Source organism: Plantactinospora veratri, from assembly GCF_036421995.1.
In the GTDB taxonomy this organism is placed as follows: Bacteria; Actinomycetota; Actinomycetes; order Mycobacteriales; family Micromonosporaceae; genus Plantactinospora; species Plantactinospora veratri.
Genome location: NZ_JAZGQL010000027.1, coordinates 182,406 through 197,977, shown reverse-complemented (window position 1 = coordinate 197,977; position 15,572 = coordinate 182,406). Strand labels below are relative to the sequence as shown.

At 72.6% G+C, this 15,572-nt stretch carries 13 protein-coding genes and 1 pseudogene; 11 read left to right on the top strand and 3 right to left on the bottom strand.

Annotated elements, in window-relative coordinates; genetic code table 11:
* The 10 genes from V1634_RS27920 to V1634_RS27875 all read left to right on the top strand — a co-directional run bounded on the left by V1634_RS27920 (nucleotide 1) and on the right by V1634_RS27875 (nucleotide 11,788).
* Nucleotides 1-888, top strand: coding sequence for a branched-chain amino acid ABC transporter permease (locus tag V1634_RS27920; RefSeq protein WP_331208990.1), 888 nt, complete (start codon nucleotides 1-3; stop codon nucleotides 886-888).
* A complete protein-coding gene (locus tag V1634_RS27915) occupies nucleotides 872-2,062 on the top strand; it encodes a branched-chain amino acid ABC transporter permease (protein ID WP_331208991.1) in 1,191 nt (396 codons plus the stop codon). Before V1634_RS27920 ends, V1634_RS27915 begins: the two co-directional genes overlap by 17 nt.
* A complete protein-coding gene (locus tag V1634_RS27910; protein ID WP_331208992.1) occupies nucleotides 2,059-2,862 on the top strand; it encodes an ABC transporter ATP-binding protein in 804 nt (267 codons plus the stop codon). Before V1634_RS27915 ends, V1634_RS27910 begins: the two co-directional genes overlap by 4 nt.
* Nucleotides 2,852-3,658: an ABC transporter ATP-binding protein gene (locus tag V1634_RS27905; RefSeq protein WP_331208993.1), complete on the top strand. Its 807-nt coding sequence runs from the start codon at nucleotides 2,852-2,854 to the stop codon at nucleotides 3,656-3,658. The genes V1634_RS27910 and V1634_RS27905 overlap by 11 nt, the downstream gene beginning before the upstream one ends.
* Before the next feature lie 61 nt (nucleotides 3,659-3,719).
* A complete protein-coding gene (locus V1634_RS27900) occupies nucleotides 3,720-4,685 on the top strand; it encodes a hypothetical protein (RefSeq protein ID WP_331208994.1) in 966 nt (321 codons plus the stop codon).
* A 44-nt stretch (nucleotides 4,686-4,729) separates the two neighbouring features.
* Nucleotides 4,730-6,826: a PQQ-dependent sugar dehydrogenase gene (locus V1634_RS27895; RefSeq protein WP_331208996.1), complete on the top strand. Its 2,097-nt coding sequence runs from the start codon at nucleotides 4,730-4,732 to the stop codon at nucleotides 6,824-6,826.
* Between the two features lie 125 nt (nucleotides 6,827-6,951).
* Entirely contained in the window at nucleotides 6,952-7,392 is a 441-nt protein-coding gene (locus tag V1634_RS27890) for a protein-tyrosine phosphatase family protein (protein WP_331208998.1), read from the top strand.
* On the top strand, nucleotides 7,347-7,502 hold the full coding sequence (locus tag V1634_RS27885; RefSeq protein ID WP_331208999.1) for a hypothetical protein: 156 nt from the start codon (nucleotides 7,347-7,349) through the stop codon (nucleotides 7,500-7,502). The genes V1634_RS27890 and V1634_RS27885 overlap by 46 nt, the downstream gene beginning before the upstream one ends.
* Before the next feature lie 189 nt (nucleotides 7,503-7,691).
* Entirely contained in the window at nucleotides 7,692-10,274 is a 2,583-nt protein-coding gene (locus V1634_RS27880; RefSeq protein WP_331209000.1) for an alpha-L-arabinofuranosidase C-terminal domain-containing protein, read from the top strand.
* Entirely contained in the window at nucleotides 10,271-11,788 is a 1,518-nt protein-coding gene (locus V1634_RS27875; RefSeq protein WP_331209001.1) for a family 43 glycosylhydrolase, read from the top strand. The genes V1634_RS27880 and V1634_RS27875 overlap by 4 nt, the downstream gene beginning before the upstream one ends.
* Nucleotides 11,789-11,867: 79 nt before the next feature.
* On the opposite strand, the gene V1634_RS27870 is transcribed toward V1634_RS27875, so the two are convergent.
* Nucleotides 11,868-12,725 (bottom strand): CPBP family intramembrane glutamic endopeptidase, encoded by an 858-nt coding sequence (locus V1634_RS27870; RefSeq protein ID WP_331209002.1) that lies wholly within the window; start codon nucleotides 12,723-12,725, stop codon nucleotides 11,868-11,870.
* A 412-nt stretch (nucleotides 12,726-13,137) separates the two neighbouring features.
* On the opposite strand from V1634_RS27870, the gene V1634_RS27865 reads away from it, so the two are divergent.
* Nucleotides 13,138-14,535, top strand: a complete 1,398-nt coding sequence (locus V1634_RS27865; RefSeq protein WP_331209003.1) for an MFS transporter — start codon at nucleotides 13,138-13,140, stop codon at nucleotides 14,533-14,535.
* An 83-nt stretch (nucleotides 14,536-14,618) separates the two neighbouring features.
* Here the strand turns inward: V1634_RS27865 and V1634_RS27860 are convergent.
* Together V1634_RS27860 and V1634_RS27855 are read right to left on the bottom strand one after the other, a co-directional pair.
* Nucleotides 14,619-15,076, bottom strand: a pseudogene (locus V1634_RS27860) (NmrA family transcriptional regulator); the annotation flags it as partial.
* A gap of 21 nt (nucleotides 15,077-15,097) precedes the next feature.
* Nucleotides 15,098-15,532 (bottom strand): hypothetical protein, encoded by a 435-nt coding sequence (locus V1634_RS27855; protein ID WP_331209004.1) that lies wholly within the window; start codon nucleotides 15,530-15,532, stop codon nucleotides 15,098-15,100.
* Between the last annotated feature and the right edge of the window lie 40 nt (nucleotides 15,533-15,572).

Genomic DNA, 15,572 nt, shown 5'->3' with positions numbered 1-15,572 from the left:
ATGCCGTCCGGCGCCCTGCTCTTCCAGAGCGTCATCCTGGGCCTGCTGCTGGGTGGGCTGTACGCCCTCCTGGCGGCGGGCCTGACCCTCTACTTCGGCATCATGCGGGTGGTGATGATCGCCCACTCGGCGTTCCTCATCCTCGCCGCCTACCTCGCCTGGTGGTCGCACGCCAGGCTGGGCGTCGACCCGCTGCTGTCGATGGTCGTCACCGTCCCGCTCTTCTTCGGCCTCGGCGTGCTGCTGCAACGGCTGCTGCTGGCCCGGCTGCGCCCGGTGACCCTCACCATGATGTCGGTACTGCTCACCTTCGCGATCGCCGTACTCATCGAGGGGCTGCTCGGCTACGCCTTCACCGGTACCCAGCGGCGGATCCAGCTCGGCTACGGCTCGGCCAGCCTCGGCCTCTTCGGCGCCCGGATCGCGGTGGTCAAACTGATCGCCTTCGGGCTCGCCGCGGTCGCGCTGCTCACGCTCTACCTGCTGCTCAAGCGGACCAGGTTCGGCTGGGCGCTGCGGGCGACGATCCAGCACCCCGACGCCGCCCGGCTGCTCGGGATCGATACCGACCGGGTCGCCGGCTTCGGCTTCGGTGTCGGGCTGGCCACCGCCGCCGTCGGCGGTACGGCGCTGGCCCTGGACACCACCATCTACCCGTCGCTGCACTGGCACTGGATCGGCCCACTGATGGCGATCATCGTGGTCGGCGGGCTGGGCAGCGTACCGGGGGCGGCCGTCGCCGCGATGCTGCTCGGGCTGGTGCAGAGCCTGTTGCAGATCCCGCTCGGCACCACCTGGGCACAGACGACCTTCTATCTGGCCCTTTTCGCGACGCTGGCGTTCCGCCCGCAGGGATTCTTCGGAGGCCGGCTTGCCCAGCGCTTCTGAGCTTTCACCGGCACCGGCACCGGCCCCGGCCCCGGCCCCGGCCCCGGCACCGGCTACGGCTACGGCCCCGGCACAGCGGTTCGCCGGGCCGCTCCGGGTGGTCGTGATCGTGGCCCTCGCCGCCGCCGTACTCTCCTTCCCGTCCTGGGCGCCGAACCCGTACATCCTCTCTGCCGGCATCGTGGTGCTGAACTACGCGGTGCTCTCGACGGCGTGGAACTTCGTCGGCGGCTTCACCGGGTACATCTCGCTCGGGCACGGCGCGCTGGCCGGGCTCGGCGGCTACGCCACCGGCCTGCTGGTGGTCCGGGCCGGACTGCCGAGCTTCGTCGCGCTCGCCGTGGCGACGCTGCTGGTCGCGGCGTTCGCGGTCCCGGTCGGGTACGCGGCGCTGCGGGTGCGCGGTGCGTCGTTCGTGATCGTGTCGATCGCCCTGGTGCTGATCCTGCTGCTGGTCTTCCAGAGCTGGGCGTCGTTCACCGGCGGGTCGCGCGGGCTGGTCGTGCCGCGCCCGTTCCCGGGACTGCTCCGGCCGGAGCACCACCGGGTCTTCTTCTATCTGTTCGCCGCCCTGCTCGCGGTCGCGCTGCTGGTCTGGTGGCTGGTCGACCGGTCCCGTTTCGGGCTCGGCCTCAAGGCGATCCGGGAGGACGAGGACAAGGCGGAGTCGCTCGGCACCCCGACCTTCGGGTACAAGCTGGTGGTCTTCGTGGTCTCGGCCGGCTTCACCGGCCTGGCCGGCGGCCTCTACGCGCTCTGGTTCGGCGACCTCGACCCGGTCTTCCAGTTCTCCATCCTGACCGGCGCCTACCTGGTGCTGATGGCGCTGCTCGGCGGGGTACGCCACCTCTTCGGCCCGCTGGCCGGCGCACTGATCGTCGGCATCGGACTGGAGTACTTCAAGGTGGAGTTCGGCAACACCCCGCTGCACCTGGTCGCCACCGGACTGCTGCTGGCCCTGGTGGTGATGTTCATGCCCGACGGGGTGCTGCCGGCGGTGGGCGCCCTGCTCGACCGGTTCCTGCGGCCGGCGCAGAGTTCGATCCGCGAGGTGACGGCTGCCGAGTTGCGCGACCGCGCCACCAGCGGCCCGGGCGGTGGCCCGGCGACGGACCCGCCGGCCACGGTTCCGGTCGGTGCCCCCGACGACCGGGCGAGGGAGGAGCGGCCGTGACCGGAGAGCAGACCGGGCCGACGGGTCCCGCGACGAGCGGCACGTCGAGGGCGGAGCGGGCGGGCGGCCCGGAGAGCCTGGCCACCGTCGGGCTGACCAAGGCGTTCGGCGGGGTCACCGCGCTGGACGCGGCCACCGTGGCGTTCCGGCACGGGCAGGTCAACGCGCTGATCGGGCCGAACGGCTCCGGCAAGACGACCTTCTTCAACTGCGTCACCGGGATGATCCGGCCGGACAGCGGGCGGACGTCGTACCGGGGCGAGGAGATCACCCGGCGGAGCCCGCACGCGATAGCCCGGGCCGGCATCGGTCGTACCTTCCAGCTCTGCCGGGTCTTCCCCCGGATGTCGGCGCTGGACAACGTCCTCGCGGCGGCCCGCCCGGTCGGGTTCCTCGGCCAGCTGCGGGGGGCCCGGCGCCGGGCCGAACTGGACCGGGCCCGGGGCTGGCTGACCCGGCTCGGCATCGAGCACCTGGCCGACGTCGAGGCCCGGAACATGTCCTGGGGGCAGCAGAAACTCCTGGAACTCGCCGGGGTGCTGATGAGCGGCCCGGAGACCGTGCTCCTCGACGAGCCGGCCGGCGGGGTCAACCCGGCACTGCTGGACCGGATCGGCGCGCTCGTGCGCGAGCTCAACGCCGAGGGGAGGACCTTCGTGATCGTCGAGCACAACATGGACCTGGTGATGGGCATCAGCGACCACATCGTGGTCTTCGACCGGGGACGGCCGATCGCCGAGGGACCGCCGTCGGTGATCCGCTCCGACGAGCGGGTGCTGGGGGCGTACCTTGGCGTCTGAGATCGAACTCGTCGACGTCCAGGCCGGGTACGGGCGGGCGGCCCCGGTGCTGCGCGGGCTCTCCGTCTCGGTCGAAGCCGGCTCGATCGTCTGCCTCGTCGGTCCCAACGGCGCCGGCAAGTCCACGGTGCTCAAGGTGGCCAGCGGGCTGCTCAAGCCCCGGTCCGGCCGGATCCTCGTCGGCGGGGTCGACGTCACCGGCCAGGGGCCGCAGCGGATGCTCGCCGCCGGGGTGGCGCACGTGCTCCAGGGGCACAGCGTGTTCCGGGAGATGACGGTGGCCGAGAACGTGCTGCTCGGCGGCTACACCCTGCGGGACAAGGCGCTGCTGGCGCGGCGGGCCGACTTCGTCCGGGACGTCTTCCCGGTGGTCGCGCAGCGCTGGGGCAGCCTCGCCGGACTGCTCTCCGGCGGGCAGCAGAAGCAGGTCGAGTTCGCCCGGTCGCTGATGGTCGAACCCCGGGTGGTGCTTCTCGACGAGCCGTCGATGGGGCTGGACCCGAAGGCGACCAGCACGGTCTTCGAGCAGGTCATCCGGATGCGCGACGCCGGCACGGCGGTGCTGCTGGTCGAGCAGAACGCCCGGCGGGCGCTGGAGGCCGCCGACCTCGGCTGCGTGCTCGACCTCGGCCGGGTGCACATCGCCGGCCCGGCGGCCGAGCTGCTGGCCGACCCGCAGCTCGGCGACCTCTACCTCGGCGGCCGGCCCGGCGAGTCGCCACCCGCCGTCGGCACGGCGGCCCGCAGCTCCACCGACCAGGCGGGTGACGACGGCACCGGCGACCCCACCGGTTAGGGCTGGCGCGGAACCGACCCGCCGGCGTCAGCTCGCCGCGACGCACAGAGAGGTGTACGCGATGTCGAGACCGAAACGTACCGTCGTGGCCGGCACCGCCGCCGTCCTGGCCGCGCTGCTGGTGGCGACCGGCACGGCGACACCGGCCCACGGGTACGGCGACCGCCACCGCGCCGTCCACCCCGAACTGCGGCACCGGCTCGTCGCGCACTACGACTTCGACCACCCGCTGCGCGGCGACCCGGCCCGGGAACGCGACCTCGGCCGTTCCGGCACCACCCTCGACCTGGTCAACGGGGGCGCCGCGATGCGGGTGCCGGACCGGGCCCACCGGGGCAGCGGCCGGGCGGTGCAGACCCGGCAGGTCGCTCCGGCGGTGGCCGGCAACGACGACTGGAAGGCCGGCGTCTACGCGCCGACCGGGCTGCCCAGCCTGCACGCCTTCAACGGCGCCGCCGGGGCGAGCGTGCTGGGCTGGTTCAAGATGCTCGGCGACGGGCCGGCGCCGAACTCCAACACCGCCGACCCCGGCGACCGGTTCAACGCCGTCGGGCTGGCCGGGATACTCACCGGCGACTCGGACGGGCACGCCGTCCGGGCGCTGCTCGAACTCATCACCGTCGACGGTGAACTGCGGCTGGTCGCCCTCGGCCGGCGGCTCGACGGGGGCGAGTCGCAGACCTTCGCGGCGGCCGCGGACTGGCGGACCCTGCTACCGGTCGGCGAGTGGGTCTTCCTCGCCGCCACCTTCGACTTCACCGACGGCAGCATGGCGCTCTATCGCAACGGCCGACCGCTCGACGGCTTCTACACCCGTACCGACGACCCGTGGCAGGTCGCCGGCCCGGGGCGGCACCGCAGCACCGCCACCGACCCCCGGGGCATCAAGATCGGCGGCAGTTTCCCGCAGGACACCCGGGAGCAGAACCCCTGCGACTGCCGGATGGACTCGCTGATGTTCCTCGACCGCGTCGTCCCGGCGCGCCAGGTCGAGAAGCAGTACCGCCACGTGACCGGAGGACGTTGACCCCCATCCGCCGAAGTTCCCTCCCGAGAACGGAGTGACCCCGCGTGCGTACTTCCACCCGTCGGCTCCGCAGGCCGCTCGGCACCGCCTCGCTCGCCACCGCCGCGCTCGTACTCTCCACCCTGGTCGGTGCGGCACCGGCCCGGGCCGCCGACGCGGTCTACGATCCCGTACCCGAACAGCAGATCCAGTCGCGGCTCGGGCTGGTCCTGACCGAGTACGCGGCGTTCCCGAAGTCGGAGCCGACGCCGGCACCCACCGATCCGCGGTTGATGCGGCAGGCCCGGATCAACACCATCATGGAGCTGCCGGACGGGTCGGGCCGGCGGGCGGTACCCGACCTCAACGGCAGCCTCTATCTGGTCTCCGACGGCGTGCCGCACGTCTACCTCGACGTGGCCGGCACCTTCGCGCCGCGCTTCTTCTCCGGTCAGGGCCTCGGGCAGGGCTTCGGATACGTCGCCTTCCACCCTGACTTCGGGCGCAACGGCCGGTTCTACACGGTGCACACGGAGTCGGCTCCGTCGACGACGGTGGTGCCGGACTACAGCCAGCCCGACACCGTCTTCCACGGGATCATCACCGAGTGGACCGCCGTCGACCCGGCCGCCGACACCTTCGCCGGCAGCCGGCGCGAGGTGCTGCGGATCGGTTTCGGCGGTCGGGTACACGGCATCCAGGAGATCAACTTCAACCCGACCGCCCGGCGCGGCGACGCCGACTACGGCCTGCTCTACATCGCGGCCGGCGACGGCGGCGTCGGGGTGCGCAACACCGACCCGCAGAACCTGGCGATGCCGCACGGCAAGCTGCTCCGGATCGACCCGGCCGGCAGCAACGCCCCGAACGGCCGGTACGGCATCCCGCCGTCGAACCCCTTCGTCGGCCGGGCCGGCGCGCTCGGCGAGATCTACGCGGTCGGCATGCGGGATCCGCACCGGTTCAGTTGGGACCGGGCCACCGGCAGGATGTATCTCGGGCACATCGGCGAGCACGCCATCGAGGCGATCTACGAGGTGCGGGCCGGCGACAACTTCGGCTGGAGCGAGCGCGAGGGCGCCTTCGTCTTCGACCGGACGCCGGCCGACCCGTGTGACCGGATCTTCCCGCTGCCGCCGGACGACGCCAGCTACGGCTACACGTACCCGGTCGCCGCCTACGACCACGAACCGGCACCAGGCTGGAACTGCACCTCGGACATCGGCGTCGCAGTGGCCGGCGGTTTCGTCTACCGGGGCCGGGACGTACCGGCGCTGCGCGGCAAGTACGTCTTCGGCGACCTCGTCGACGGCCGGGTGCTCTACACCGAGGTCGACCAGATGCGGCGGGGTGCCGACCTGGCGCCGATCCACCGGCTCGCCCTCTTCGACGCGGCCGGCACCCCGGTGCGGATGCAGGACCTGTCCGGTCCCGGTGCGCCCGGTGACCCGAACCGGGTGGACCTGCGGTTCGGCACCGACACACAGGGCGAGTTGTACGTCCTGGCCAAGGCCAACGGGAAGATCTGGAAGGTCACCGGCACCCGGGAGTACGCCGGTGGACCGGTCGGCACCACCAGGGTCCGGGACACCATGCGGCCGACCAACTGGGCTCCGGTCACTCCGGAGAAGTGGCGGTTCACCGGCAGCCAGGTGATCCTGGCCGAGGCGGGTGCCCAGCGCCCCGGCCCGCGCCGCCCGTACGAGTACGCGGTGCTGACCGCCGGGCCCGAGTTCGGCGCGGTGGAGGTCAACGCGGAGGTACGCCTCGACACGCCGGTCGAGGAGCCCAACCGGGACGTGATCATCGTCTTCGGCTGGCGGTCGGACGCGGAGTTCTACTACGCGCACCTCTCCACCGACAACACGATCTATCCACACAACGGCATCTTCAAGGTGGACAACGCCGACCGGGAGCGGATCGACCACCAGTGGAACGGGCGCTCCGAAGGGGCTGCCCCGGCGATCACCGACGACCGCTGGCACCGGGTCCGTCTGGTCCACCGGCCGGCGACCGGTGAGATCGCGGTCTATCTCGACGGTTCCCGGGATCCGCTGATGACCGCTGCGGACCGCACCTTCGGCTCCGGCCGGGTCGGCTTCGGCTCGTTCGACAACGTCGGCCGGCTGCGCGACCTGACCGTACGCGGCACGCCCCGCTGATCCGCCCGGCGAACCCCCTCCGGCCGTTCCGGTAGCGCGGGAGGGGGTCCGCCGGCCGGCGGACCGGGCATGGTCGCCGGCCGAACCGGTCCGCCGGATCAGCCCCGAGGGCCTAGACTGCCGGGATGACCGAGCCTTGGACGCCGTCCGACCCGGGTGTGCTGCGCCTCCCGTCGGGTCGGCTGGTGCGCGGGCGCGGCCTGCGCCGGCCCCTGCCGCCCGGACCCGTGCCGACGTTCGGGGTGTACCTGCTGGGCGACACCCCGCCGGAGACCCCGTGGCAGAGCCGCTGGGTGCGCTGGCCGGACTTCTGGCTGCCCCGCGACGGCGCGGGGTTCCAGGCCACTCTCCGGGAGGCGTGGGAGCGGGCGGCGGACGAGCGGGTGGAGTTCGCCTGTGGTGGCGGCAAGGGCCGGACCGGCACCGCGCTGGCCTGCCTCGCCGTGCTCGACGGCGTACCGGCCGAGCAGGCGGTCGCCTTCGTGCGCCAGCACTACGCCCGGGGCGCGGTCGAGACGCCGTGGCAGCGCCGCTACGTCGCCCGGTTCGCCCCGATCCCGGCCTGACCGGGCTCGCCGAGGAGCGGACCGCCGCCGACGTCAGCCGCTCTGCCTCCGGCACCGGGCCGCGGATCCTGCTGGCGGTGGCGATCCTCGGCGCCACCGGCAACGCCTGAGCCGCCCTGGAGCCGGGCCCGCACCGAGGGCTCGGCTCCCGGGCATGTGAACGCTAACGAAGCAGAGGACGCGATCGCCGCATGGTTGACAGCCAATAACGATCTATCTATGTTAACGCTCATCCATGTCGGCCGCCGCCTTGACGCGGCGGGCGGCTACCGGGCCGACCGGCAGCGGACGGAGGAGCGATGTCCCGATCCCGCCCGACCCGTGCGCTCGCGGGCGCCCTGGCGCTGACCGGTGTGCTCGGCACCGTCCCCGCCGCCGCCTCCACCGCCTCGGCCGCACCCGGCACCGGCTACACCGTCGAGGTCGACGCCGCGGGGACCGGCCCGGCGATCTCCGACACCATGTACGGGGTGTTCTTCGAGGACATCAACCGGGCCGCCGACGGCGGGCTCTACGCCGAACTCGTACAGAACCGGTCCTTCGAGTACGACCCGGCGGACAACGCCGCCTACACCGGCATGACCTCCTGGGCCCCGACCGCGCCGGACGGGGTCCGGGGCACCGTGGCGGTGGTCGACGACACCGGACGGCTCAACGAGCGCAACCGCCGCTACCTGCGGCTGGAGCTGCCGGCGGGCGGCCAGAGCTACGGCGTGGTCAACGCGGGATACAACTCCGGCATCCGGCTCGACCGGCAGCGGTACTACGACTTCTCGCTCTGGGCCCGTACCAGCGCCGCCGCCGGCACCCCGCTGACCGTCCGGCTCACCGACCCGGGCGGCGCCGACCTCGCGGCACCGCTGCGGATCGTGGTCCGGGGCGACGGCTGGACGAAGTACACCGGCAGCTTCCGGGCCAGCGTGACCAGCGGCACCGGCCGGCTGGCGGTGACCGGGACCGGCGGCGGCACCGTACGCCTCGACATGGTCTCGCTCTTCCCCCGGGACACCTTCAAGGGCCGGCCGAACGGGATGCGCCGCGACCTGGCCGAGAAGGTCGCCGCGCTGCGCCCGGGATTCCTGCGCTTCCCCGGCGGCTGCCTGGTCAACACCGGCAGCCACTACGGCTACACCGCGCCGGACTACGAGCGGCGCCGCTCCTACCAGTGGAAGGACACCGTCGGGCCGGTCGAGGAACGGGCCACCAACGCCAACTTCTGGGGCTACAACCAGTCCTACGGCCTCGGCTACTACGAGTACTTCCAGTTCGCCGAGGACATCGGCGCGATGCCGCTGCCGGTGGTGCCGGCGCTGGTCACCGGCTGCGGGCAGAACCGGGCCACCGAGGACCCGGAACTGCTGCGCCGGCACATCCAGGACACCCTGGACCTGATCGAGTTCGCCAACGGCCCGGCGACCTCGCGGTGGGGCGGCCTGCGGGCCCGGATGGGTCACCCGGCGCCGTTCGGGCTGACCCACCTCGGGGTCGGCAACGAGGAGAACCTGCCGGACGAGTTCTTCATCCGCTTCCAGCAGTTCCGGGCGGCGATCGAGGCCGCGTACCCGGAGATCACCGTGATCAGCAACTCGGGGCCGGACGACGCGGGCGGCACCTTCGACCGGCTCTGGCAGCTCAACCGGGATGCCGGGGTCGAGATGGTCGACGAGCACTACTACAACAGCCCCGAGTGGTTCCTCCAGCACAACGACCGGTACGACTCCTACGACCGCAACGGTCCGAAGGTCTTCCTCGGCGAGTACGCCTCGCAGGACAACCGGTTCTACAACGCGCTCGCCGAGGCGGCGTACATGACCGGGCTGGAGCGCAACGCCGACGTGGTGAGACTGGCGTCGTACGCGCCGCTGCTGGCGAACGAGGACTACGTGCAGTGGCGGCCGGACCTGATCTGGTTCAACAACAACACCTCCTGGCCGTCGGCGAGCTACCAGGTGCAGAAGCTGTTCATGACCAACGTCGGCGACGAGGTGGTGCCGAGCCGCGCCTCCGGGACACCGGGCACCACGGTCCCGATCACCGGTGCGGTGGGTCTGTCGACCTGGGCCACCAGTGCGGCGTACGACGACGTCACGGTCACCTCCGCCGACGGCACCACCCTGCTCCGGGACGACTTCTCGGGCGGCGCCGGGCAGTGGAGCCACCCCACCGGGCGGGGCTCGTGGTCTGTCGTGGACGGCGCGTACGTGCAGTCCGACGAGGTCGCCGAGGACACCATGGTGACGGCCGGCGACCCGGGCTGGCGCGACTACGACCTGCGGGTCACCGCCACCAAGCGGTCCGGCCGCGAGGGCTTCCTGGTCGCCTTCGGGGTGCGGGACACCGGCAACTTCTACTGGTGGAACGTCGGCGGCTGGAACAACACCCAGACGGCGGTGGAGAAGGCCAGCGGCGGCGGCAAGCAGACGATGATCGCCAAGCCCGGCAGCGTCGAGACCGGCCGCGCCTACGACCTGCGGATCTCGGTCCGGAACCGGACGGTGACCCTCTATCTGGACGGTCAGGAGTGGGGCAGCTTCACCGACGACCGGGTCGCCGAGCCGTTCCGTCAGGTGGTCACCCGGGACCGGTCCACCGGCGAACTGGTGCTGAAGGTGGTCAACGCGCAGGCGTCCGCGGCGGCGACCCGGATCGACCTCGGTGACCGGGTGCGGGTCGCCGGCACCGCCCGGGTGACGACCCTGACCGGCGGGCCGGACGACGTCAACACCGCCTCGTTCACGCCGATCCAGCCCCGCGAGTCCCGGCTGACCGGCGTCCGGAACACCTTCGCGTACACCTTCCCGGCGTACTCGGTGACGTTCATCCGGCTCGGCGTCGCGGAAGCAGGAACCGGAAGCGGAGCGGTGGAGAGGACAGCGCGGTGAGCACTGACGGAGTCAGCCGGCGTGGACTGCTGCACGCCGCCGGGAGCGGCCTGGTCGTCGCCGGAGCGGCCGGTGCACTGCCGCTGGCCGCCGGGGACGCGGCCTGGGCGGCGCCCGACACCGGCCCGGCACCCGGCACCGACCGGCGGGCCGAGTCGGCCGGCCTGACCACCCGGAACCCGCTGGTCGCCCAGCGCGCCGACCCGTTCATCACCCGACCGGTACGCGGCATGTACTACCTGACCGGCTCGGTGCCGGAGTACGACCGGATCGTGGTGCGCGGCGCGTCGACGCTGGACGGGCTGGCCGACGCGCGGGAGCGTACCGTCTGGCGGCGCCCGGCCGCCGGCCCGATGGGTGGCTACATCTGGGCGCCGGAGCTGCACCACATCGACGGGCGCTGGTACATCTACTTCGCCGCCGGAGACTCCGACAACCCGTTCCGGATCCGTACCTACGTGCTGGAGTCCGCCGAGCCCGACCCCCGCACGGCGGCCGGCTGGGTGCTGCGCGGCCAACTCGTCACCGCCTGGGACACCTTCACCCTGGACGCCACCACCTTCGCGCACCGTGGGGTCCGCTACCTCCTCTGGGCGCAGAGCGAGCCGGGGATCGCCACCAACAGCAACCTCTACATCGCCGCGATGGCCTCCCCGCTGGCGATCCAGGGCGACCCGGTGCGGATAGCCGTGCCGACGCTGCCCTGGGAGGTGCAGGGTTTCCGGGTGAACGAGGGTCCGGCGGTGCTGGTCCGCAACGGCCGGGTCTTCGTCACCTTCTCGGCCAGCGCCACCGACGCCCGCTACTGCATGGGGCTGCTCACCGCCGACGAGAACGCCGACCTGCTCGACGCCCGCTCGTGGACCAAGTCGGCGCAGCCGGTCTTCGCCACCAACGAGAACACCCGCCGGTACGGCCCGGGGCACAACTCGTTCACCGTCGCCGAGGACGGCGAGACGGACGTGCTCGTCTACCATGCCCGGGACTACCGCGACATCACCGGCGACCCGCTCTTCGACCCGAACCGGCACACCCGGGTGCAGCGGCTGTACTGGAACACCGACGGTACGCCCAGCTTCGGGGTACCGGTCGGGGACGGCGGGCCGGTGCTCCGGTTCTCCCCGCTCGACGCGCCGGAGGCGTACGTCCGGCACTTCGGCTATCTGCTCCGGGTCGAGGGCGGGGTGCGGGACGTCGCCGACACACAGTTCCGGCTCGTGCCCGGGTTCACCGGTCCGGACCGGGTGGCGGTGCAGTCGGTCAACTTCCCCGACCGGTACGCCCGGCTCGACGGCACCGTGCTGCGGATCGACCCGTACGAGGACAGCGACGCGTACGCCGCCGCGGCGAGCTTCGTCAGAGTGCGTGGGCTCGCCGACCGGGGGGCGGTGTCGCTGCGGCTCGCCGAGGACCCCGACCGGTACGTCACGCACGACGGCAACGGGCGGCTGACCGTCGGCCGGCCCGGCAACCGCCGCGCCGACCGGGAACGGGCCACGTTCCGGATCAGGTGACCGGCGGTGACGGCTGCGGTTGCCCGCCGCCGCGAGGCGACGAGGTCCGGGTGCTCCGCTCCGACCGCCACCCGGCCGCTCAGCCGACCAGCAGCGGCAGCAGGTTCAGCGAGTTGACCGCCGTGTGCAGTGCGACGATGGCCCAGACGTTGCGGTGGCGGGCCCACAGATAGCCGGCGAGAAGGCCGAATCCGCCGTTCCAGGCGAGCATCACCGCGACCATCTCCCACAGTGGACCGTCACCGATCCGGTGCACGTGCATCGCGGCGAAGAGTAGCGAGGTGGCGACGATCGCGGGCCAGCGTCCGTACAGCGCCTCCAGGCGGGTCTGCAACAGCGCCCGGTAGAAGATCTCCTCGGCGAGGCTCGCGGTGACGAAGGTCAGCAGGGTGGCGGCGAGCAGGTAGATCCGGTCGTACTGGCGGTAGCCCGACATGTCCTGGCTGCCGGCGAGCGGGCTGTAGTAGAGCAGGTACGCCCAGCCGACCAGGGCGGGCAGCGGTCCGAGCCAGTACCAGCGGCTCGGCAGGACGCGTCGGTGTGCCCGGCCGCCCCGCCACTCGGTCGGCCAGCACCTCAGCACCAGCGCGGCGCCGCCGAAGAAGAGGAGGAGCTTGATCGGCGCGTACCAGATGCCGGGGTCGACGGCGAGCACCACGGCGGGGAGCAGCAGGGCGATCCCGACCAGTCCGATCGCCTGCCGGCCGAGTGCGGGCCGCTCGGCGGCCCCGGCGGCCGGCATGGCCGGTAGCCGGAGCGGGACGAGCCGGACCAGCAGCAGGCCGACCAGGGTGGCGGCGACGATCCCGGCCAGCGGCTTGGCCGGGGCCTCGGCGTCGGCGGAGGTCCGCACCTCCGCCCCGCTGAACAGGGCCAGTGCCACCGGGGCGGCGATCAGCAGTGCGACACCGACGCCGGTGAGGATCCGTCTGGGCATGGTGCCAGCGTGCCGACCGGCTCGGTCTTTCTCCTCGCCCGCCATGACGATTCGTCGCTACATCCTTTGATCCATGCTGTCGCCCGCGCCGCGCTCGCCGGGCGTTCCGCCGTGCGCGCTGTCACCTCGACGTCGCGCGGTCATCCGGACGCCGGCGATCATCCAGACGGCGTGCGGCCTGCTCAGCGGCGTCCCGGCCGGGGACAGCGGGCTGGGCGCCGCCGTTCGGCCCGGGAAATGTCGGAGGTGCCGACGACAATGGCGCAGGGCTCCCGGTCAGGGGACCCAGGCTGGTCCGCCGACCCTGGGCTGGTCCGCCGACCCGGGGCTGGTCCGCCGACCCGGACGGTGACGGGGCCGGCGGGTTCGGGCAGTGACATCATCGAGCGGTCGTGACACGAGGGGGACGGGGATGGACGGCGCCACGGGGGAGAGCCAACCGGGCTGGCTGCGCGGGCCGCTGCGCCCGTTCCGCAACGGGCAGTACCAGCTCCTCGCCGGTGCCCTGACGATGTCGCTCTTCGCCGCCGGGGTGTGGATGATCGCCGTCGTCTGGCAGGTCATCGAGATGGACGGCGGGCCGGGCGAACTCTCCTTCGTCTCCGCCGCGATGGCGGCCGGCATGCTGGTCACCACGCTACTCGGCGGGGTACTGGCGGACCGCGTCCCGCAGCGCCGCATCCTGCTGGCGGTGGCCGGCGGCCGTACCGTCGCGATCGGCCTGGTCTCGGTGCTGGCCGTGACCGATCAGCTCCGGCTGTGGCAGCTCGCGGCGGTGGCGCTGCTGATCGGGGTCGGGAACGGCTTCCACTTTCCGGCATATTCGGCACTGCTGCCCTCGATCCTGCCGCCCGAGGACCTGATGCCGGCCAACGGTGTCGAGGGGATGCTGCGGCCGACGATCATGCAGGCCGCCGGGCCCGCCCTGGCGAGCGTGCTGATCGCCGCCTGGTCACCCGGTGCCGCGCTGCTGGTGGTGACCGTGCTGGAGGTCGTCGGTGTGGCGTTCCTGCTGGCGTTGCGTCCGGTGCCGCTGCGGCACCACCAGGCCGCACCGGCGGCCCATCCGGTCCGCTCGACGCTGATCGACCTGCGCGACGGCTTCGCCTACATGGGCCGTACTCCCTGGCTGCTCGCCACGCTCCTCTACGCCTCCATCCTGATCCTGCTGATCATGGGGCCGATCGAGGTGCTGATCCCGTTCGTGATCAAGGACCGGGCCGGTGGCGGCCCCGGCGACCACGCGTTGGTGATGGCCGCGTTCGGCATCGGCGGCGCGATCGGCTCACTGGGGATGGCCGCGTTCCGGATGCCCCGGCGGTACCTGACCATCATGAACCTCCTCTGGGGGCTGGGCTGCCTGCCGCTGGCCGTGGTCGGCGTCGCCGGCCAGGTCTGGGTGATCGCCGTGGCGGTCTTCGCCGTCGGGATCTGCTTCTCCGCCCCGATGGTCATCTGGGGCACCCTGCTCCAGCGCCGGGTTCCGCCGCACATGCTCGGTCGGGTCTCCAGCCTCGACTTCTTCGTCTCGCTGGTCTTCATGCCGCTGTCGATGGCCGTCGCCGGCCCGGTCAGCACCGGCATCGGCCTCGGTACGACATTCGCGCTCGCCGGCCTGCTGCCCGCCGCGCTCGCCGGGCTGGCGATCGTGCTGGCCCGGATGCCGCAGGACGAACTGGCGCACCCACTCGACGTACCGACGGAGCCGGTCGACGTACCGGCAGAGTCGCTCGACGTACCAGCGGAGCCAACCGGTGCGGCGACGGGGCCGGCCGACCCCGCCATCCCGGAGCCGGTCGTCCGGGTCTGACCAGCCCTGCCCCGCCGTCGTCCCGCGCTGGCCTGTCGCCGCGCCCCGCCCCGGGTGCCCCGGCCCGGCCCCGGGGCGGCGCGTCACCCGGACCAGATCCCGGTCGCGGCGGCCCGCCGGGCGAAGTCGCGGAAGTCCCGGGGCTCGCGGCCGAGCGCCCGCCGCACCCCGTCGCCCAGCCGCGCGTTGCGCCCGTCCAGCACCTCCACGAAGAGGTACGTCAACAGTGCTGCCACCTCCGCCGGCAGCTTCTGCTCCGCCAGCATTGCGGCGTACTCCTCGACGGGGATCGTCCGGAACCGGATCTCCCGGCCGGCCGCCTCGGCGATCTCGGCGACGGCCTCGGCGAAGGTCAACAGCCGGGGGCGGCCAGCTCGTAGAGCTGGCCCACGTGACCGTCCCCGGTCAGCGCCGCCTCGGCCACCTCGGCGATGTCGTCGGCGTCGACGAAGGGCTCTCCGACGTCACCGACCGGCAGCAGGAGTTCGCCGTCGCGCAGCGGCGCCAGCAACTCGCCTTCGTCGAAGCTCTGGTTGAACCACACGCCTGCGGCGGTCGGCCGTCAGCGGTCGTCGAGCTGGTCGTCGAACGGGTCGTGCCCGAGGAGTTCGAGGAACGCCTCCCGGACGTCGATCCGGGTCGACTCGCCGCGCGCGGCATGGTCGCGGAGGCGCTGGAACAGCGGCATCAACTGGCGGATCTCGTCGGCCGAGACGACCGTCACCAGCGGAGCGAGGTGCTCCGCGCGGTCGATCTCGATGCTGACGATGCCGGTCGCGGGGATCGCCGAGAACCGGAACGGGCCGAGCCGGTCCACCGTCACGGCGGGGGTACCGCTGCCGGTGCGCGCGGCCCGCAGCGCGGCGATCCGCTCAAGCTGGTACCGGGCCAGCTCCCGGAGCGTCGTCGACTTCTCCGGGTCGTCCCGGATCGCGCGTAGCCGGCGCTCGACGTCGTCGAGTTCGGCCGAACCGTCGTCTTCCCGCGAGCCTCGCATGACCGAAGGCTATCGATCCGCCAGGTGCGGCAGTCGCACA